This is a genomic window from Paenibacillus dendritiformis (genome assembly GCF_945605565.1).
Taxonomy (GTDB): Bacteria; Bacillota; Bacilli; order Paenibacillales; family Paenibacillaceae; genus Paenibacillus_B; species Paenibacillus_B dendritiformis_A.
The window spans coordinates 3,743,859-3,764,053 of record NZ_OX216966.1 but is presented as its reverse complement, the minus strand read 5'-3'; the positions used below and the strand labels follow the sequence as shown (position 1 = coordinate 3,764,053).

Here is a 20,195-nt window from a genome sequence, read left to right as displayed (position 1 = left end):
TACCGTTCCGAAGCTCCAGCCGGCAAAAGTGCTTCGCTTCATCATCTCGGCAAAACTTCTAAGACTCTTACCTGCGCGTGAGCAATTCGAGCAGAAACGGCTTCAAGTCAATGATGCGCAAATGCTCCGGCTTCCGATCGGTCCCGCAAATAATCAGCGGCACGAGCGACTCCTCGCTTCGCATCGACCCATGTCCCCCGCCGCCTTTATGCGTCGGGGAACTTCTGTCCGCCAGCTCATAGCCCGGCTTCGCGGTTACGACGAGGAACTCGCCCGCATGGGAATGCAGAGCTGCCGATAATCGCCGCAGTCCGTCAGGATATTGGCCATAGCTAACCGTCTTCGCAGATGAATCAACCTGAAGATCCATCACCTTCGCATCGCCTTCGATCATCCATGTCTGCCCATAGGCATCGAGCAGCGGCCCGTCCGCACGGTACCGGATCTCCTGTCTCTTATTCCCTGGAACCGCATGTACCCAGCCGGTATCCTTCCACGCGATCAGGTCGATGCGCGGATCAGAAGACAGCGCTTCGGCTACCTTTCGCAGCGGCTTATCTTTGCCGTTCGTGTAAATATAGGCCATCGTCTCATTGACCGCGAGAATCAAGTCGGTCTCATCGGACACCGGCTCGCCTGGCCGCAGCACGCGATAGTTGGTCAGGATAGAAGGCAGCTCGATGACCGGATTGTCCCGGGCCGGCAAAATGGACGTCATGCCGCTATCCCCGGCAATAATAAATACCGCCTGCCGCAAAGCATCTTCCATCGAGCCGAATTCTTCGAGCAACGAACGAAGCTGCCGATCCACTTGTTGGACGCCCCTTCGTTCCCCGGGTCCATTCTTGTGCAGCTTCTGATCCAGATCCGGCAAATAGACAAATAAGAAATCCGGCAGTTGGTTGTTGCTTATCAAATATCTCGCCGCTTCCACGGAATAGGCATTATTCAATCCTATACGACGGGTGATGCCGTCACGAAGATCGGTCTTCCCCTCGAATGGGTTGGAAAATGCGCCAAGCGCCAGCAGATCGGGGCCTGAGACCTCTATCTGCCGCGGCAAGGAGGCAGGACGCTGAACCCAGGCGGGAATCGATAAGGTATGCTTCTTCGTCCCTCGGAAGACCAACCCGTTAATGGAGCCAGCTGTCTGCCCGCGCCGGGCCAGGTCCTCATAGATGGTCGGAACTTTGGGATTCAGATGCGAGCCGTTCAGATGCTGCAAGAGATCGGTCAATACCGGGTTAACGCCGTGCTTCAACACCTCCATCGGACCCGTCCCGTAATTAATGACTTTCTTCTCGGACGCGGAATACCAGGTCAGCCCCGGGATTCGATGTTCGTCAGGATACGTGCCCGTCAGCAGAGAACTGTCAATCGTAACCGACATCGTCGGAAAAGAAGAGACCATATTCTTATAATATTGTCCGTACTTGATCAGAAATTGAAGCGCAGGCAGCTCATTCCGTTCGATGCCCCTATCGATGGCTTGCGCCATCAAGGAATCAATCATCAGATAGATAACCTTCTTGGAACCGGTGCCTTGAATGGACTGCAGTTGTATTCGGTCTTCCTTCGCTTTCGGGTCCGGCTTCTGGCAACCGGGAGCGACTGCCAAGATGCAGAGCAATACAATGAACAACCTCATTTTGAGCCGCAAGAACGTGTCACCCCACCTATACATGAAGTAGGCTACGAGCCAATGGCAGGCGGAGACCGGCGAATCCGCGATGACCGGACGAATTCCCTGCCGTCTTGGCATGAATAACCTCATACAATATATAGGGTGCGAATTAAACGGGCTTTTATGCTTTTTTGTTGGAAAAATACGCCGATGGCGCAGGCAGCCGATGCTGCGTTCCTCATGCTATTGGCCCATAGGCCGCTTCTGCCGCTCCGACAGATATGGGAACTTCACCTCCGGGTACTCCGCGCTCGGTCCCTGCAGGAGCTTGCCCCCGGTTCCCTTGAGATGCTTGTTGAAGAAATCGAGCACATATTGATTGATTATGTCTGCTCCTCTCGTCCCCTTCAAGTCACCCGCCATGCCAGTGTAGCGGAGCAGGTTCGAGAATAGCGGGAAATCCGTGAAATTATAATGGGCCGCCCCTTCGATGTAAACCAGCGTCGCTCCCTGCTGCGCCACGCGATCGATCAGGCTGTATTGCGTTTTCAATCCGTGCAGTATCTCCCTCGTTAAGTACATCTTCTTCAATTCTTCGTCCGTGATCGTCTCGTTCATCTGCTCGATTTGCCGCTTTCTCGCCATAAAATCCTCCGCTTCCATAAATAGAAACGGCTTCGGAAGAGTTCCTTTGTTATCCGGATTATACAGAGCGCCATCCATGTTGATGCCGGCTTTAATGCGCGGATTCGAATAGACGGCTTCAAACGCCGTGGCCCCTCCGAACGAATGCCCCATCATGCCGATCCGGTTCAGGTCGATTGTCCCTTGCAACGGACTTGAAATCGTGCCGTCATGGAGCAATTCCAGTTGATCGATGATGAAGTCTACATCTTGCGACCATACGGCACCCGTGCTGGGAGCGGTATCAAAAAATCCTGACGCCGAGAACGGTTCCTCGAAGCCGGTGACGCGTCCATCCGGAAAAGCGGTGGCCATCGTGTTATACGTATGATCCGGGGCAACGACCATATAGCCGTGACTGGCCAGCTGCTCCGCCTGCGACGTATGCAGCAGCCGGGACGTTCCCATTCCATGGCTGAGGATGACGACGGGGTAAGGCGCCGCGTCCTGGCGGGGATCGGCCTCGACATAGGAGTTGGTGCGGATATATTTCCAATAGTCCAATACGAAAGCAGGCACATGCATTTTCTCCGCAAACGATGACATCATCCGATTGAAGCTGTCTTCCGATTCCGGAAACAGATGCCCGGTCTCTTGCCGATCGGCAGGGACAGCCGGATACCAGATCTGAACGACGAGCTCTCTGTGGTCAGCGGCGGATGCGGTATGCATTTCTTCACGGCGTTCATCCGTAAAATGAAATGTCATGGTTCCTGCTTCATAGGCTCCGTTCGGCTTCGCGAAATGAAAGACCGGAAAGAAGGATAGGAGCGCTACCGACACACCCAGCAGCATCACGGCAACAGCATAGCCGCTAAATGCAACGGGCCGCGGGAGCCGAAAGCGAGCGCGTGTGCGAAAAACCTTGAAGAGCAAAATGGGGATCAGCGATCCCGTCACCATATACACGGGAATCAACGGCCACCGATACCCCTCGAGGGCAAGCTGAAGGGCAACGAGCGCCGCGCTTGCAAGGCCCGCCCCCCAAGCCATCCGCTGCCCAAGGCGGCCGGAGCATCTGACGGTCAGCAGCAGTGTGAAGCTGGATAGAACCAATAGCAGCTCAAACGGTCTCATTTTTATTCTCCTTATTCTCAGCTTTTTTTCCCATTCGGTCTGATGCAATCATACCCTGCCAAAATTAGGAGAATCCATTGATTCACATGACAACTTCCCTGTTCAGCGTGACATTTTTGTCATCCATCGGAACCGTTGACGCGTCACCCGCTCCACAATGGCAGCCCTGGCCTTGCCGGGTCACCCGGGTCTGGGCATTCGCATATACTGCACTTAAGCGAACCCTTGATATTTTCCTGAGCCAAGGCCATACCGTCGAACCGCACTGGCATCCGAACGAGGCAGAGCTCGTCTATATGATTTCGGGCAATAACGGCAAGCAGCCCCATCGAGCCGGCCCAACCGGACGCGGCGCATCCTGTCTATCCGTTCCTGGCCGAAGCAAAAGGCGCCCACGATTCGGCTCGCAGGCGCTTCTTCCATGTGCACATAGACAAACTCCCCTCGCCTCCAATCAGGAGAAGGGGAGCGTACCTGATTTTAGATACTGCTGAAATTTACAAAAACAAATACATTTCATATTGCTCAAACTTGTTCTTCTCGAAGCCCTTGCCAAGCAGGAACCCTTCCAACCCGTGGTTGTTCGGAAAACCTATTGATAAGCCGGCGAGGTTGAGCATGCGGCTGCCTTCCCCCAGCATCGCCGACGCGATGCCTCGGCTGCGATAGGCCGGGTCGACGTACAAGAAGCTGATTTTCCCGCTCTGGTTCACGCACATTCCGCCAACCAGCTTCTCGTCCAGATAGGCGGCGACGAAGGAGTTGTTTTCCGACAGCCGAATATAGTCGGCATCATTCTGCCAATTGATATGAAAGTGAAGCCAACCCCGAATCTCTTGTTCAAACCGTTCATGCGACAGGCTCTTTACTTCTAGCCCCTCCACATGTGCCGCCGCCAATCCTGACAGATCCTTTAACTGATAATACGACAGATCATATATTTTGCGATAACCGAGCTTACGATAAAAATGGATCGCGCGATCGTTCCCGACGATTACTTCCAGGAAAAGCTGGGTGCAGCCGCAAGCAATCGCCTCCTCCTTATGCCGGGCGAACAGCTCTTTGCTGATGCCGCTGCCGCGGTAATCGGGATGAATGGCCAATGTCCCGCACCGCATCGTCTGGCGTCCTTCGTACTGCTTGACTCCTCCGAGAATAACCCCGACCGGCTTCCCGTCGTCCAGCGCGATGAACGAATGCTCCGGCTGATTCCCTTCCGGGCCGAAGAATCGCTTGACGAAGTCTTCCTGCTTGATCTCCATCGGTACGATGTAGTCGGAAAATCCGATGCGAAACGCTTCATAAGTTAACTCCATTGCCGTTTCCGTGCAGCGAGCGTATTGAATCATCTGAACACATCCTCTAGCCATTTTTTGCTGGCGCCATCCAGCGCCTGAAGATCGCGAATCTCCGCGCGTCTTCCATGTACATCCGTCAAGAGCAGACGGTCCGCCACGTGAAGCTGTACATGTTCATGCAGATTGCGCATCGTCATCAGCATCTGGCCGGCATCCGTCTCCAGCTGCGATATCCACAGATCATGATGGTGCCGCACTTGCACAGTCCGGATTACCATCAGGACGCCGAGCGATATCCGGTTCTGCAGCACGCCATCGACGATCACCTTCGTTATGTAGGGCGTGATCAGCTCAATCAACGTGGTGACGATGAGCATCGAGGCGGCGAGCGGCATTTGCTTTTTATATTGGCGGGCGTAGCTGAGCATCCGCGTCAGCACTTTGCGATGATCCTTGCACCGGGGGCAGGTTCGTTCCCCGCGGGGCAGCGGCATCTGGGCAGGGCATTCGCGGGGAGTTCAGCAATCACCATCCCGACCTCCTTCAGGAATACATCCTCTTCGAGTCTTCGTGCCGGCCCTCTGATGCTGTCTTCTGTGTATATGCCCGTGCCCCTTCCGGCACTCCGTTCAGGTCAACAATCCAAGCTGCCGCGCCTTCTCGACCGCTTCAACCCGGTTGGAGGCTTGGAGCTTGGAATAGATATGGATCATATGGGTCTTGACCGTGGCAACCGAAATGCAGAGCTGCACCCCGATCTCCTTGTTCCTCAGCCCTGAGGCCGCGGCTTGCAGCACCTCGAGTTCGCGCTCGCTCAGCACATCTCCTCCGCCGGAATCCCGCTTCCAGAACGAGCTGACCCGCTGAATGAACGCCTTCTCCTTCGCCAGCAGATCCTGTTCCTTCTCCTGCAGCAGCTGACGGAGCGCCTGCTGCGCTGCTTCTCCGGCCAACAGGTAGAGATAGGCAATCTCGTTCGCATAGCTGTAATGGACGGCTTCCCGGATGAGATTCAAGATTTCGGGCCTGCGCCGGGAGCCTTCTTGATGCAGAATGATTATCTTGTGCAGCAGTGCATCGACCAGGATCAGCGGAAGCTTGCGCTTACGCACCTGCATTAGAATATCATCGGTCTGCTTCAGCGCTTCCTCCGCTTCTCCCCGGGCGGCCAGCACTCTCGCATAGAGCAGCCGCTCGTCATAGCGCAGCCGGCCTCTTGCTTCCCCTTCCTGCACTCGTGCCAGGAACCGCTGCAGCAGCTCGGCATCCGGCTCACCGAGTATCAGCTGGTATCTTAACAGCGATAGATGGTAGTAGGGATGATGGCGGAACGCCGGCTCCTCCCACAGCTCTCTCATCAGCTCCTGCGTCGCACGCGTGTCCCCGCGGAACAAGGCCATTTCCAACCGATTGTAGGCATACCCCATATCCATGGAAGGGTAATTGGCCGGGAATTGGCGCTTCACCTTTCCGAACCAGTGTTCCGCCTCCTCGAGCCGCATCATTTTCATATTAATGCCGCCGATTCCAATCAGAATCGTCGCCATCGCCGGTGACAGATAAGGATGATCCTCGATCAGTTGGAATAACGCTGCATACAGCCGCTCGCACGCAGCGAACTCGCCGATGGCTTCAAGCAGCTGGCTCTTGCACGTCAACGCGAAGAAGCGGATATACGGGTTCGGGTTGCGCTCCTCCAGGTCCAGCGCCTGCTCGACACAATGAAGCGCTTGCGCGTATTGATCCCGGAGACCGAGCATCATGGAACTCGTTACATAAATAATCGCACTTGTCGCATCCGAGAAGCCGATCGGTTCCATCTCCTGCAGCGACAAGGGCTCGAAGTCCAAGCCGGGACCGGCCTCGTCCATGAAGAAGCGGGTGAACTGCAGGATGCTGCCATCCCCTTCCCTGCCGGGCTCCGGCTCCAGCGCTTCCAGCAGCAATCTGCATTGATCGAACTCCTGAATACAGAAATGATAGAACAGCCGCTGGAACAGCAAATCCCGGTTATCGCTCAACCATGCCAGCGGAATCTGCCTTAGCAGCACCCAGCCCTGCATCGACTGCGGCATGCGGGCGATCACATCCATCGCTTCCGGATACCGCCGAGCCTGGATATAATGCTTCACGCTCTCAGCCTGGTCGCCCCGCTGCTCATAGATCGCCGCGGCCTTGGCATGCAAAGCGTGAATCGCCTCCTCGCCTTCCGTGGACAGCCGATAGCGCAAAAACTCGCGGAATAAATGATGATACCGGTATAAACCGGCCGTCTCATCAATCGTGACCAGGAACAGATTTCTGTCCTGCAACCGGTCGATGAACATCCTGGCATCCCTTATCCCAAGCAGACCATTGCAGATCGCTTCATCAAAATAGTTCAGAATGGACGTATGCAGCAAGAACCGCGTCTCATCCCCGTCCAGCGAGCGAAGAATCTCATTGGACAAATACGTCACCATATATTTGTTCACTCCGCTGCCCTCGCCAGGTGGCATCTCCGTCTTATGGGACATCGCAAGCGCAATAAGCTGCAGTCCTCCCGCCCAGCCTTCCGTCTGCTCATTCAATCTGCCGGCCGTATCATGATCAACCTCCAATGCCAGCGTTTGCTGCAGGAACTGAGCCGCCTCCTCATCAGAAAATTTCAGTTCGGATTCATTGATTTCCGCATATTGGCCGTCCATCATCCATTCACCCAAATACAGCTTCGGCGCTTCGCGGCTCAGCAGCACGAGCCGGACCTGCTCCGGGCTATATTTGATGAAAAATTCAAGGGAACGAAGCACCTCCTCCTTATCAAGGACATGAGCATCGTCCAGGACAAGCGTGAGCGCTTCCATCCGATGGAGCTGATTCACGATCAACGTCAAGATCGTTTCCATATCATGCTTGTGCGGGATCGCTTCGAATACTTGATACAAGTTCTCAGTGCTGCTGCCTAGATCCTCCTTCAAGGCCCCCAGCACATAATACCAGAACGAGTACAGGTCATTATTATCCTCGTCCAGCGCAATCCAGCGGAAATGACGCTGGCCCGACTCCTTCATATAGGAGGTGAGCAGCGTCGTCTTCCCGCTCCCGGCGGATCCCTGCACGACAACGACCTTGCATTCCTGCAACTGCCGCAGCTTGGCGAACAGCCGCTCCCTCCGAATATAATGCTTGCGCGGAACCGGCGCCATAAGCTTGGCGGAAATCAACCTGATGCTATCCATATGTCCTCTACCCCACCTAATTGTGTAATGCCGCATGACGGGAACCCAGCATCTGGGAATCCGCTCTTCTTACTATACCACGCCGGAGCCGCTTGCACGTATCAATATCTTCCTGCCCGGCATCTTCTTCTGCAGATCATGGCGCCAGCCGCGAACAGGATGCCGGACAGAACGAGCACATACAGCACAGGCCAGACCGCGTCTCCATACGCAGCTCCCCGCTCCAAGCTGGTCACGGCAGCCATATACTGCCGCTGCGGGAGCCAATAGGTAAGCATGTTCATCACCCCTTCATGCTCTACGGTGTAGAAGCCGCCGGACAGAAGCGAAGTGACGAGAATCAGGCTGGAGGCCGTTGTGACCGCATTGTCGATTTCGTCGATACAGACCGTGATGAACAGCGCGAATGCGGCGGCCAGCAGGGACAATACAGTGATAAGCCAGCTATACTGCAACAGGGTGAAGCCGATATCGGCATGCAGAAGGAGTCTTGCTCCCGCAATGCACAGATAGGCCGGCACGCTGATAAGCAGGAAGCAGAACAGGACCTGAGCCGCAAGATAGGTCATGACGGACATCGGAGAGGCCACAATTCGCCGCAGCGTGCCCTGAACCTTGTCCTCCGCAAAGAAATTCATATAGAACATGCCCTGCAGCAGTACGAACATCATGATAAACCCGGCAACGTTCGCACCGGTGCCCCGCTTCTCCGCTTCCGGCAGCGGCTGATCCGGATGCTCCAGCGCTTGGCGCACCATCGTGGCATACTCCTCGCTCTTAATCGTCTCGATTGTATAGCTCCCGTCCCCTTCATCGATGATGACGGCATCATATTTGTTGCGCACCAGCTCGGACCTGCGCGGCGCTTCCGCAAGCCGCTTCACCTGGAAGTCGTGCAATCCGGCGATGGAAGCCTCTTGCGCTTCGGAAGCGGCGGATACGAAGACGAGACTGCCTCTCGAATCATTCGACGATGTCAACAGCAGCGCAGCGGCCACCGCAGCGATCGTCATGACCGACGTAATCGCCACAATCGCCTTGCGGCTCATCAGTCTCAACCAATTTTGATGCAAAACATATGCCATTTCCCTCATACATAGTCCTCCGCATGAAAGATCCTGCTGCAGCCCCACAGCAGCACAAGCGATCCGGCGGCGAAGCCGCCCAGCAACGGCAGCGCCATGCCGGCATCCTGATCGTAGATGACGCGGAAGACCGCTTCCGCCACCCACTTCACCGGCGAGAGATAGGATAGTATCTCCGCGGCGCGTCCCAGGCCGTCCCATTGGAAGAACAGGCCTCCGATCAGGGCAAGCAGGTTATTGACGAAGCTCAATATTTTATTGCTTGTCTCCTCGCTTCGGAACAGGCAGCACATCAGCACGCCGAGGGCGGAGGAGAACAGATTGAAGCCGATGAGAATCAGCGCGACCACGATCCAGCCGCTGCCGCCATAGTGAACATTGAGCACCCAGTGGGCCAGGGCAAGCAGCAGCAGCGTGCACAACGTCGAGAAGAAGAAGGTGGCTGCGAATTTCGAGATATACAGATAGGAAGTCCGCACAGGCGCGTGCAGGATCCGCAAGTTGCTCTTCCTCAAGCTCTTCTCCATGAAGCTGTTCGAGGCAATCATCGATACGTTCAGGGACGCAAAGATGACAATGGTCACCCCGTAATAATCGTAGGAAGAGACTTCGCCGCCGCCATAGATGCTACGGGTCAAATAACCGAGTATGAGCATCAGCAACAGCGGGAACACCGTATTCGACAAGAGGAGCACCGGATTTAGCGCCAGATTAACGATATCGCGCTTCAGGATGACATGGAATCTATACAGAGCTGACGGCATCTCTAGCCACCTCAATCCCGCAGCGTCCGGCCGGTCAGTTTGAGAAAGACCATTTCCAGGCTGGCGGCCACGCTCGTCATATTGATAATTTTCATACCTTGGCTCATCAGAAGCGCAATGATTTTATCGAGGTTCTCGATTCCTTTTAAGGTCGTAATCCGGATGCGGTTGTTGTCCACGTACACCTTTTTGACGCCATCGATCCGGTACAGTTCATCCGGATTGGCGACGCTGGCGTCCTCCACTTCGACATCGTAGAGCTTCTCTTCCTCGAGCTGCTCCTTCAGTTCGTCCTTCGTGCCTCTGGCGATGATGCGGCCATGATCGATGATGATAATGCGGGTCGCAATCTCTTCGACCTCTTCCATATAATGCGTCGTATAAATGATGCTTGCCCCCTCGTCGCGCAGCGCCTTGATCGATTCCAATATATGATTGCGCGACTGCGGATCGATCCCAACGGTTGGCTCATCCATAATGATGAGGCGGGGCTTGTGCGCAATCGCGCAGGCAATATTCAACCGGCGCTTCATGCCGCCGGAGAACGTCTTCGGCTTCTCCCCCTTCCGCCCGGACAACCCGACGAAGTCAAGCGCTTCCTCGACGGCCCGCTGGAGCGCTTCGCCGCGCAATCCGTACAAGGAGGCGAAGAACCTTACATTCGCCTCCGCCGGAATATTCTCATATATCGCGATATCTTGCGGGACGATGCCGAGGCTCTCCTTCAAGCGGGCCGGGTGCTTCTCCACCCGTTCCCCCTGGAACCGGATCTCCCCGCCGTCATATCGCAATAACGCAGCTAAAATGTTGATGGTCGTGCTTTTCCCCGCTCCGTTCGGCCCGAGAAAGCATACGATTTCTCCCGGAAAAATCTCGAACGAAATGTCCTGCAAGGCGCGGAAATCGTTGAAGCGCTTCTCCAACCCCGTCACCTGCAATATCGGTTGACCCATGCGTATCACTCCTTCTGGCCTTCATGTTACGATGAAGAGACAAAAAAAGAATCAACCGTTCGGTTGATTCCGAAGGTTGATTCTTGTCGCCGGCTCTGTCACATTGCTTGCCCGGCCGGTTGGGCATGCTTCTGAATCAGGGAAATCTGGCCCGCATGCAGGCCGGTATGGTATAGCAGACGGCTGACCGCCTCCAGCGGCGTCGAGGCTCCCATCGGCGAATCCACCGGCACATGCCAGGCCTCGTCGGGCAGCTCGCGCATCGCTTCCGTCACGTGGTGATTCGAGGCGCGCAGCAGGGCCAGCAGCCCTTCCCGGTCCGCGAATTCGCCCCGATCCCGGCCTGCCGCCGGTCCGCGGCTCGTCAGAATCTCCAGCCCGGGAGGCAGCTCGCGCCGGAAGAACCATTCCGAGAACAAATACTCGACTTCCGCATTATGGCGAAGCATATAGCCGATCGAGGCGGGCCCGATGCGCAAGCCCAGAGCTTCCTCCGGCAAGCTGCTGGCCATATTGTAGAAGCGTTCATGAAGCGTGTTCCATATCACGGCTACGGATGAATAGGTCATTGCATTCGGCTCCTTTCCCATCGTACTGTCATGTGGCGGCTTGCTTGGCGGATTGCGTATGCCCATCCCGCGCGACATGCTCGAATCGGTCGGCATTCAGATCGATATCATACGCCTGGCCGAAGCCCGCGACATACCGGCCCTCCAGCGGCGTAAGCTCGAACAGCGAGAAGTCGAGCCCGCGCAGCACCCGGAGCATGGGAGCGCCGAACGACGCTTCGAACCGTTCGAACAGCTCCTCATGGCCTTCATTGCCGATGTTGACGGCATGGCACACGAAGCGGGCGCGCTCGCGGGCGAACAGGTTCACCGAGTTGGATTCATCTTCAATCAGCATGACATCGACGTCCGGATTGGCCTCCAGATGCCGATAATGATTGGCAATGCGGCTAATATAGATATACAGCTTCCCGTCCTTCTTCACGAAAGGCGCATAGGAGACAAATGGCCGGCCGTTCTCGTCGATCGTGCCCAGCATCAATGTCTTCACGCGATCCGCCAATTTCATATATTGAAGCTTAACCGTTTCGTTATCCAATGGCTTCATGAACATCCCCCGCTTTTCTATTCCATTTTTGCAATACATGAATCCGCGGACAATCGCTGTCCGGCCCGTATTGGATCTCGGTCTCCACGCCGTACACGCTGCGGATAAGCTCCATCGTGAACACGTCCTGCGGCGTGCCGTACAGGCGCAGACTCCCGTCCTTGATCACACAGACCCGATCGCTGTAGGCGCTGGCATGGTTCAGATCATGGAGCACCATGACGACCGTAAGCCCCAGCTCGCGATTCAACGTCCGCACGAGCTCCAGCACCTCCAATTGATGCGCGATGTCCAGATACGTGGTTGGCTCATCGAGCAGCAGCACCTTCGGACGCTGGGCCAGCGCCATCGCCAGCCAGGCCCGCTGCGCCTCTCCCCCGGATAAGGAGACGACGAGCCGATCCTTGAATGCCTGCATCCCCGTCTGCTCCAACGCCCACTGGATCACCTCTTCATCCTCCGTGTCGAGGCGCTCATACCATTTCTTATGCGGCATGCGGCCGTAGCTGACCAGCTCCCCTACCGTCATGTCCGCCGGACTGGCGTTCGACTGGCAGAGCATGCACATGAGACGGGACACTTGCTTCGTGCTGAGCGAACGAAGCTCCCGATCGGCAATGCATACCTGGCCGCTCTCGCAAGGAATGAGACGGGTCATCGCCTTCAGTATCGTTGATTTGCCCGAGCCGTTCGGACCGATAATCGAGACGACTTCCCCTTCCTTCACATCGAGGGAAAAGTTATGGACCACGGTTTTGTCCGCATACCGGATGTTCAGCGACTGCACCTTCAGCATGTGTCACGCTCCTCCTTTCCGCATCAAATACAGGAAGTATGGTCCGCCCACCATCGCCATGACGATGCCCGCAGGAATCTCCAGCGGAGCGAATGCCGTGCGCCCGATCGTATCGGCCACGAGCAGGACGAGCGCGCCGAGCACGAGGCTCATCGGCAGGCGATGGCGATAGTCGGAGCCGATCATCATCCGGGCGATATGCGGGACGACGAGTCCGACGAAGCCGACCAGACCGACGGTCGAGACTGAGATCGCGGCCAGATACACCGCAATGAAGGAGAGCGTGAACCGGATGCGGTTCAGATTTTGCCCCAGATTATGCGCGGCCTGCTCGCCCAGCCGCAAAATATTCGCCTGCCGGATGCAAAGCAGCGCGGCCAGCCAGCCGGCAAGCGAATACGGGAGGATGACGGCAACGTCCCGCATCCCGGTGCCGGACAGGCTGCCGTTCAGCCATTGCAATGCGGACGGCAGCTTATCGCTGTGCAAAATCGACAGCAGTCCGATGATGCCTCCGAATACCGCATTGACCGCAACCCCCGACAAAATAATCCGGACCGGCGTAAATCCCCCTTGCAGCTTCTTCCAAGCCAGGGCATATACCATCACGGCCGCAATCCCGCCGCCTGCAATCGCAGCCAGCGGTATCATGGAAGCGTACCCGGGGACGACCAGCATGATGAACAGCACGGCGACGGCGGCCCCGCTGGATACGCCGGTCAATCCCGGGTCAGCCAGCGGGTTCAGCATGACGGCTTGCAGCAGCGCGCCGGAAACGGCCAGATTGGCGCCAATCAGGAGTGCGAGGAGGACGCGCGGTATCCGGATGTCCCACAGAATCGTATCTGCGGCGGCATCCCCGCGTCCGAACACAGTCAGGAGCGTCTCGAGCGGAGACAAGGCGACGCTGCCTATGCCGATGGAGAGCAGCACCGCCGCTCCAAGCAATACGGCCGCTCCTCCCACCAGGGCGGTCTTGCGCATCTGTTTGTTCTCCGTCACTATCCCGGAACCTCCGTCTTAGTCATATAGGACGCGCGCCATTTCCTTGTAAGCGTCCGGCGCCTTGACAATCGAGGCGATACCGAACAGCTCGAAGTCAAGGGAAGCCATCTTCCCATTCTGGAAGGCATTCAGCTTCTCCCAGGCGCCGTTCTTCTTCACGTCCTCCTCGAATTTTTTCGCTACGGCATCCGGGTCGCCGTGTGCGACGAGCAGAATAACGTCCGGATTCGCCGCGACGATGCTCTCCATATTGAACGGGACATAGGCCTCTGTGAGCTTCAGTTCTTCAGACACGACATTGACCGCCCCCAGATTGCGCGCCAGACTTCCGGCGAACGTATTGTCGTTCATCAGCATGAGCGCTTCCGCCGAGCCAAAGAGGAACATCACCTTGGGCGCCGGCTTGCCTTTCACTCCCTCGATCGCTTCGCGTTCCTGCCGCTCGATGTCTTGAAGGAACGCGTTAGCCTGGTCTTCACGGCCGAGCAGGCGGCCTAGCGTCTTCGTCGACAGCTTCAGCTGCTCCAAGGAATCGACTGGCATATAAGCGCTCGGCAGCGAAGCCGGTCCGAGCTTCTTCTCCATGCTGTCCTTAATCGAAGCCGGGCCCAGGACGACATCCGGCTGCAGCTTCGCAATCTGCTCAAGATCAGGCTGATGGGACGAACCGATGCGCGGGACGTCTGCCAGCGACTCCGGCAGCTTGCTGTTTGTCGTCGGCACGCCGACAGGCTCGATGCCCAGTTCGTGCAATATTTCTGTAATCGAGACGGATAACGTCACGATGCGGGCAGGCGTCTGCTCGCCGAACTGCTTCAGCAGCTCCGCCATCTCCGCATCCTCTTCACTCGCCGCTTGCTCGCTGCCGGATTCGCTGTGATTGCCCTCAGCACCATTCTCTGTCTGAGGGGCGTCTCCGCTCGAGCCTTTGTTATCCTCCGCAGCCGCTTGATTCGGATCTGTGCTCCCCGCTTGATCCGATCCCGCTTTGCCGCAAGCCGCCATAACCAGCATCAGAAGCAAGACAATGACGATCGCCCTTCCCCTTCTATGTATCATTCTATGAGCTTCCTCCCTTATAAATGATAATGAGAATCGTTATCTATTAAATGATAACGGTTCTCATTATATATCGAGTGAGAATCTTTTTCAATTAAAATTTGAAAAGAATTTCCTCATCAAAAAAGGGAGGATCTCCTCCCCCCTTTCAGCGCGTATTATTTTTCTCTTACAAATTGCTCTATCCGCGCTCGTATGGCGTCGCGAACGGCTCGGAATTGCTGCATGATCTCTTCTTCCGTGCCTGTAGCCTTGGCTGGGTCATCGAATCCCCAATGCCACTTGCTCACATTCGGGTTCGAAATCACGGGACAGTGTTCATCCGCATGTCCGCATAAGGTGATCACGTATGCGGCGCGATTCAATATCTCCGGATCAATCACATCGGAAGTATGGCTCGTCATATCAATCCCGGATTCCTGCATCACTTGAACGGCTCTTGGATTCAATCCATGAGCTTCAAGCCCCGCGCTGAGCACTTCATAACGTTCTCCGCCAAGATGCTTCAACCACGCATCGGCCATTTGACTTCGGCAAGAGTTGCCTGTGCATAAGAAATAAACGAGCGGCTTCGTCATTTTTCACGACTCCTTATTCAAAAAGTAGGTTCTCTCGATCCATCGCGCGACAGATACCAATCCAATTAATACAGGCACCTCAACGAGCGGACCGATAACAGCGGCAAACGCCGCCCCTGAGTGAATGCCGAACACGCCGATGGCCACTGCAATCGCTAGCTCAAAGTTATTGCTTGCTGCCGTAAAAGAAAGTGAGGTGCATACTTGGTAGCTTGCTCCCGTCTTTTTCGATAAGAAGAAAGAGACAACGAACATGATGACAAAGTAAAGAATAAGCGGGATCGCAATCCGGACAACATCCCAAGGGAGACTGACAATCATGTCGGCCTTCAGCGAAAACATTAGAATAATCGTGAAGAGCAGCGCAACTAACGTTAACGGACTGATTTTCGGGATAAACTTCTGAACATACCATTGTTCTCCTCTGGCCCGAACGAGAATCAACCGCGTCAGGAAGCCGGCTACAAAAGGAATCCCTAAGTAAATAAACACACTCTCCGCAATCTGTCCCATCGTAATGTGAACTTCGACACCTTGAATGCCGAACCACTCCGGCAGAACCGTAATGAAGATGTAGGCAAACACGGAATAAAACAGAATCTGAAATATCGAGTTGAATGCGACCAGACCTGCCGTATAGTCTGGATCGCCCTTTGCCAGATCGCTCCATACAAGCACCATCGCAATGCAGCGGGCAAGACCAATCATAATCAGGCCGATCATATATTCCGGCATATCGCTCAGGAACAGAATGGCAAGGACAAACATCAGAATCGGGCCGATCACCCAGTTCTGCAAAAGAGATACGATCAGCACCTTCCAATCCTTGAAGACCCGGCCCAGCTTCTCATAACGAACTTTCGCCAGCGGCGGATACATCATGATAATCAACCCGATCGCGATCGGGATCGAAGTCGTGCCGACCTGCATCTCGGTCAACGCGCCGGATACGGTTGGAACCAGACTCCCCAACAGGATGCCGATGGCCATAGCAGCGAAGATCCATAATGTCAAGTAGCGATCCAGAAAAGACAATCGCTTGTTAGGCTGACTCACATCCAATCTCCCCCCTCATTATCATGATTTACACGGCAGACCGCTCAGAATAGATACGGCCTCTTCCCCTAACTCCGGCAAATGCGCTAGGGCTTCTCGAATATGGGGCTTATCCTCGATCGTGAGCGAGTAGTAGATCCACTGCCCTCTGCGTTCCTCCCTTACGATTCCTCCATCCTTCAGCTTCCGCAAATGCTGGCTGATATTCGGCTGCGTCGTCTTCAAAATCTCAACGAGATGGCATACGCACGCCTCTTGGCGCAATAGGATGGAGATAATGCTCAAACGCGTCTTATCGCCCAGCAATTTGAATTGATCCGCCATTGCGTCAATCGTTACCATAGCAACATGCCTCCTTCGATTCGTCATCAGTATATAATCAATCAATTATATAATCAAGTGATTATTTTGTTTATAATTTCATGCTCCGGAGCATGTGGATTGAGTATAGAGCTTGCTCGTTTCCCTACGCAACATTGTGACCTCCATCCCACCTTTATTACATTTGCCCACTCTCCCGTCGGGTCAGGTCCCGGTGTTGACCGGCCTTTGCTCCACTCTCCCGTCGGGTCAGGTCCCGGTGTTGCTCGGCCTTTGCTTCACTCTCCCGTCGGGTCAGGGTTCCTGGTGTTGACCGGCCTTTGCTTCACTCTCCCGTCGGGTCAGGGTTCCTGGTGTTGACCGGCCTTTGCTTCACTCTCCCGTCGGGTCAGGTCCCGGTGTTGCTCGGCCTTTGCTTCACTCTCCCGTCGGGTCAGTGTTCTGGTGTTGCTCGGCCTTTGCTTCATGGTCAGGTCCCGGTGTTGCTCGGCCTTTGCTTCACTCTCCCGTTGGGTCAGGTCCCGATGTTGCTCGGCCTTTGCTCCATTCTCCCGTCGGGTCAGGTTGACCCTGGATCTCCTTTGATCAAAGGCATGCCAACGCACCGGGTTAATTCGCTCTATTTCAACAAGTCATATGAATCCTGAAAATAGTACATGAATGATTGGGATACTGTACGAAAGGAAATCTGTGAATATATCTTTTCTGACCGGATGGGAGATTGATGATAAGGGGTTATGTGCATATCCTTTCTGGCTGAGTGATGGGGATATTGGTTATAAGGAGTTCAAACTACATGTCTCGACAAGTGAAATGTGAAATTATATATCAGCAGATATTAGTTCTGTCTGAGTGGATGGGAGAATGGCTGTAAGAGTCTTGAGGGGCTTGGCATTCAGGCATGACATACACTTACTACGGATTGAGAGACAAGTTAGTTACGTGGCGTTCAGGTCATGCGGCAGCGGCTGAGCGGAGGGGTGGATGCTTGGGAGGATGGTTGGGAGAATGCTTGCCAAGCAAGGAGCAGAAATAACACCGCGGAAAGAAAAAACGGAGCGCCGCTCCGTTCTTCATTTCCCGTCTGCGAATGACAAGCCTCTATCGGCAAGTGCGCGCCGGAGCTGGTCAATCCCTTTCGGTCCCATGCCATGCAGCTTCAGCAGTTCCGATTCGCGAAGCTTCGCCAGTTGCTCCAGACGCACATAACCAGCCGCGATAAGCGCTCTGCGGGCGGGCTTGGCCAGCTTGTCAGGAAGATCAATCGCTTGGCCGGGATCATGGTTCGAGGTCATTTTCATCTTCTCCTTCCTATATCATTCGTGCCAGCTTCAGCTCAAACTCTGGCTTTGTCACTTACTCCATATAATTGATGCCGCCGTTGCCATCCAAGTAAGCTTGATAGCGAATGCGGAAAGCGGGCGCCGCAAGCATGTCGAGCACGTTCTCCTTCGCAACCCAGCGGACATCGGACGTCTCATCCGATGTGCTCGATTGTCCGCCCACAGCGGTGCATATATTGTCCAGCATGAGCTTGGTGGGAACATCGGTTACTCCGTCATGCTTCGTCTTCACTAACAAAATATGTCCTTGTTCGTTCTCTACGATACCGTCTACGGCTACGATATGAGTTGGGATCGTTATCATAATAGCCTCCCTTCCCGTGATCGCTATCTAGACTAGCTGCCCTTCAAGCAGCGGGTAAATATCCCCGGGTTACAAAAAAAGCGGCTGTCGCCAGCCGCAATCCCCTACATGATTGTGGGGCATTACTTTTCTATGATGTTAACGAATCGTCCTCGTCACAGACGACGCCATATTGTTCCGGATGAAGGCGGATATGCCCGGCGATTCGCGCCACCGTGCACGAAGCGGCCGCCTCGTACTTGTCATGCAGCCCACCGAACAGGGAGCGCAGCTCTGCGTCCTCCTCCAGATCTTGCCGGGATACGTCGAAATGCTCCAGAGGGCGAGGATGCTGACGCTCCGCCAGAATGGTCTCGATATCCCGCAGCAGCGGCAGCAGATGCCGGTCGTCCGCCTGACGCAGGCTGGCGATCAATGCGGCCCACCGTCCGGACTCCGCCATGAAATAAGCGCTCCACCAGTACAGCTCTTCAACCGATTGGCGGACGTGATCATGGTACACCTTGAAAATGAACAACGCTTGCTGCGCCGGAGTCATCTCGGAGAAGAGCTGCCGCCCGTCTTCCCCTTGGGCCGACGCTGCCTTGTAAGCCAGGATCAACGGTTCATGGCACGCAGACACAAGCGCCCAATCATCGAGCCGTTCCAACATATGACGATTCATATTTTCCAACAATATACATATCACTCCTCCATCCGATTGTATAGAATGCATCAGCTGGAGGTCAAGCCAATCTCACAAACTATTTCCTCATTCCCTATGGCCTCGATAAGGATGGCCGAACCTGGCGAGAACATGCCAGAGCTGCTTGAGGTGCTGCCAGGTTTCTCCCTGCGTGCCCCAGTCCGCCCAGAGCTCGGGATGACGGGCAAGCGAACGGGCCGCGTTCCCGATCGCGTACGCATCCAATTGTCCCGGTACGGCTGCGAAATCCCGTACGACCCGGCGCGCCAACGGCGGCATCTTCGGCCCCCGGAAGTCATCCGGCACGTCGGAGGCCGCGAGCTGGAATCCGTGATGCCAGAGCAGCGTCACGCGATACCGGGAGGCAAGTGCAGCAAGCTGATCGCCGATTCGCGTCCCGCGGAAGGACGGGTCGGCCACAATCGCCTCCACATCCGAGGCCAGCGCGATATCGCTGTGAATCTGGGCCTCGATGTATTGGTCCAGCTCCCTGCCGATTACGGCGGGCGCTTTTTCGCCCGATGCAAGGAGACGGCGAATCAGCGCAGCGCTAGCGCCGGCATCCCGGCCCAGCGCGGAGCCTGCAGCCGCTGCCTCATCCAGCATCTCCGCGAGCAGCGGCTCAAAGACGTCGATCGTGCCGCTATGCTCCGGCTCGGAATAGCTGTCCCCGAACGTATACGTGCATCGGGATAGCATAGCGCTGCGCAGCACCAAATAGCAGGAGCCGAAGTTCGGCGCGCCCCCGTCCGGGTGCTGCATCAGATTCAGCGCCCCGTATTTCGGGCGCTCGCGGGGGGCAATCCCGGCCTGATGATAGGCGCCGCCGAACAGACTCCGCTCCCAGCGGTCGCGGTCCCCGCCGGGGTAAGCCGTCGGGCTGGCGCTCGTCACGCCCGTCTCGAACTGGCTGCGGTACACCCCGTCCCGCAGCAGTCCATCCACGACGAGCGAACCGTCGGCAAGGATGCGGTCGGGGTGGAAATTGACCGTGACCCGGCCCGATTCGCGCACGGCGGCAAGAATGTCGCGCAATGTGGCGGATGGGAAGCCCGCTCGCGTCAAGTGCCTTTCGCTGCGCTCGCGAGCGTGCTGCCGCACCGAGCTGGCGGACGCCCTTACATGCTGGATCGCTTGAGCCTGCGCTGGCGTCAATGCTTGCTTGCTAAGCTTGCTATGGAATGGGTCAACCATGGGCCTCACCTCTTTTCCCCGATAAATGGATTGCC

Annotated in this window: 20 protein-coding genes; all 20 read right to left on the bottom strand. The window is 55.8% G+C overall.

Annotated elements, in window-relative coordinates; all coding sequences use genetic code 11:
- Positions 1-67: 67 nt before the first annotated feature.
- The 20 genes from NNL35_RS16645 to NNL35_RS16550 all read right to left on the bottom strand — a co-directional run bounded on the left by NNL35_RS16645 (position 68) and on the right by NNL35_RS16550 (position 20,160).
- Complete coding sequence (locus NNL35_RS16645) at positions 68-1,762, bottom strand: alkaline phosphatase family protein (RefSeq protein WP_006678525.1); 1,695 nt, start codon at positions 1,760-1,762, stop codon at positions 68-70.
- A 105-nt stretch (positions 1,763-1,867) separates the two neighbouring features.
- Complete coding sequence (locus tag NNL35_RS16640) at positions 1,868-3,385, bottom strand: alpha/beta hydrolase family protein (RefSeq protein ID WP_006678526.1); 1,518 nt, start codon at positions 3,383-3,385, stop codon at positions 1,868-1,870.
- Positions 3,386-3,882: 497 nt separating this feature from the next.
- The gene (locus tag NNL35_RS16635; protein ID WP_006678527.1) at positions 3,883-4,734 is read right to left on the bottom strand and encodes a GNAT family N-acetyltransferase; all 852 of its coding nucleotides are present in this window, start codon (positions 4,732-4,734) and stop codon (positions 3,883-3,885) included.
- Positions 4,731-5,177: a DUF1854 domain-containing protein gene (locus tag NNL35_RS16630; protein ID WP_138985661.1), complete on the bottom strand. Its 447-nt coding sequence runs from the start codon at positions 5,175-5,177 to the stop codon at positions 4,731-4,733. Before NNL35_RS16630 ends, NNL35_RS16635 begins: the two co-directional genes overlap by 4 nt.
- A 135-nt stretch (positions 5,178-5,312) precedes the next feature.
- Positions 5,313-7,901, bottom strand: coding sequence for a winged helix-turn-helix domain-containing protein (locus NNL35_RS16625; RefSeq protein ID WP_006678529.1), 2,589 nt, complete (start codon positions 7,899-7,901; stop codon positions 5,313-5,315).
- Between the two features lie 101 nt (positions 7,902-8,002).
- Positions 8,003-8,986: an ABC transporter permease gene (locus NNL35_RS16620; protein ID WP_254553607.1), complete on the bottom strand. Its 984-nt coding sequence runs from the start codon at positions 8,984-8,986 to the stop codon at positions 8,003-8,005.
- A gap of 5 nt (positions 8,987-8,991) precedes the next feature.
- Positions 8,992-9,750, bottom strand: a complete 759-nt coding sequence (locus NNL35_RS16615; protein WP_006678531.1) for an ABC transporter permease — start codon at positions 9,748-9,750, stop codon at positions 8,992-8,994.
- An 11-nt stretch (positions 9,751-9,761) separates the two neighbouring features.
- Positions 9,762-10,703, bottom strand: a complete 942-nt coding sequence (locus NNL35_RS16610; protein WP_006678532.1) for an ABC transporter ATP-binding protein — start codon at positions 10,701-10,703, stop codon at positions 9,762-9,764.
- Positions 10,704-10,801: 98 nt separating this feature from the next.
- The gene (locus NNL35_RS16605; RefSeq protein WP_006678533.1) at positions 10,802-11,272 is read right to left on the bottom strand and encodes a DinB family protein; all 471 of its coding nucleotides are present in this window, start codon (positions 11,270-11,272) and stop codon (positions 10,802-10,804) included.
- A gap of 28 nt (positions 11,273-11,300) precedes the next feature.
- Positions 11,301-11,819, bottom strand: a complete 519-nt coding sequence (locus NNL35_RS16600; RefSeq protein WP_006678534.1) for a HugZ family pyridoxamine 5'-phosphate oxidase — start codon at positions 11,817-11,819, stop codon at positions 11,301-11,303.
- A complete protein-coding gene (locus NNL35_RS16595) occupies positions 11,803-12,615 on the bottom strand; it encodes an ABC transporter ATP-binding protein (protein ID WP_111153685.1) in 813 nt (270 codons plus the stop codon). Before NNL35_RS16595 ends, NNL35_RS16600 begins: the two co-directional genes overlap by 17 nt.
- 3 nt (positions 12,616-12,618) lie before the next feature.
- On the bottom strand, positions 12,619-13,599 hold the full coding sequence (locus NNL35_RS16590) for a FecCD family ABC transporter permease (RefSeq protein WP_040733046.1): 981 nt from the start codon (positions 13,597-13,599) through the stop codon (positions 12,619-12,621).
- Between the two features lie 36 nt (positions 13,600-13,635).
- A complete protein-coding gene (locus NNL35_RS16585) occupies positions 13,636-14,679 on the bottom strand; it encodes a helical backbone metal receptor (RefSeq protein WP_254553606.1) in 1,044 nt (347 codons plus the stop codon).
- 158 nt (positions 14,680-14,837) lie between these two features.
- Entirely contained in the window at positions 14,838-15,257 is a 420-nt protein-coding gene (gene arsC / locus NNL35_RS16580; protein ID WP_006678538.1) for an arsenate reductase (thioredoxin), read from the bottom strand.
- A gap of 3 nt (positions 15,258-15,260) precedes the next feature.
- The gene (gene arsB, locus NNL35_RS16575) at positions 15,261-16,313 is read right to left on the bottom strand and encodes an ACR3 family arsenite efflux transporter (protein ID WP_040733050.1); all 1,053 of its coding nucleotides are present in this window, start codon (positions 16,311-16,313) and stop codon (positions 15,261-15,263) included.
- Positions 16,314-16,334: 21 nt separating this feature from the next.
- Entirely contained in the window at positions 16,335-16,655 is a 321-nt protein-coding gene (locus NNL35_RS16570; protein WP_006678540.1) for an ArsR/SmtB family transcription factor, read from the bottom strand.
- Positions 16,656-17,707: 1,052 nt separating this feature from the next.
- The gene (locus NNL35_RS16565; protein WP_006677595.1) at positions 17,708-17,929 is read right to left on the bottom strand and encodes a helix-hairpin-helix domain-containing protein; all 222 of its coding nucleotides are present in this window, start codon (positions 17,927-17,929) and stop codon (positions 17,708-17,710) included.
- 61 nt (positions 17,930-17,990) lie between these two features.
- Complete coding sequence (locus tag NNL35_RS16560; protein WP_006677594.1) at positions 17,991-18,281, bottom strand: NUDIX hydrolase; 291 nt, start codon at positions 18,279-18,281, stop codon at positions 17,991-17,993.
- Between the two features lie 130 nt (positions 18,282-18,411).
- The gene (locus tag NNL35_RS16555; protein ID WP_254553605.1) at positions 18,412-18,945 is read right to left on the bottom strand and encodes a hypothetical protein; all 534 of its coding nucleotides are present in this window, start codon (positions 18,943-18,945) and stop codon (positions 18,412-18,414) included.
- An 87-nt stretch (positions 18,946-19,032) separates the two neighbouring features.
- Positions 19,033-20,160 carry a DUF3626 domain-containing protein gene (locus NNL35_RS16550; RefSeq protein WP_006677592.1) on the bottom strand — a complete coding sequence of 376 codons (1,128 nt, stop codon included), beginning with the start codon at positions 20,158-20,160 and terminating at the stop codon, positions 19,033-19,035.
- Between the last annotated feature and the right edge of the window lie 35 nt (positions 20,161-20,195).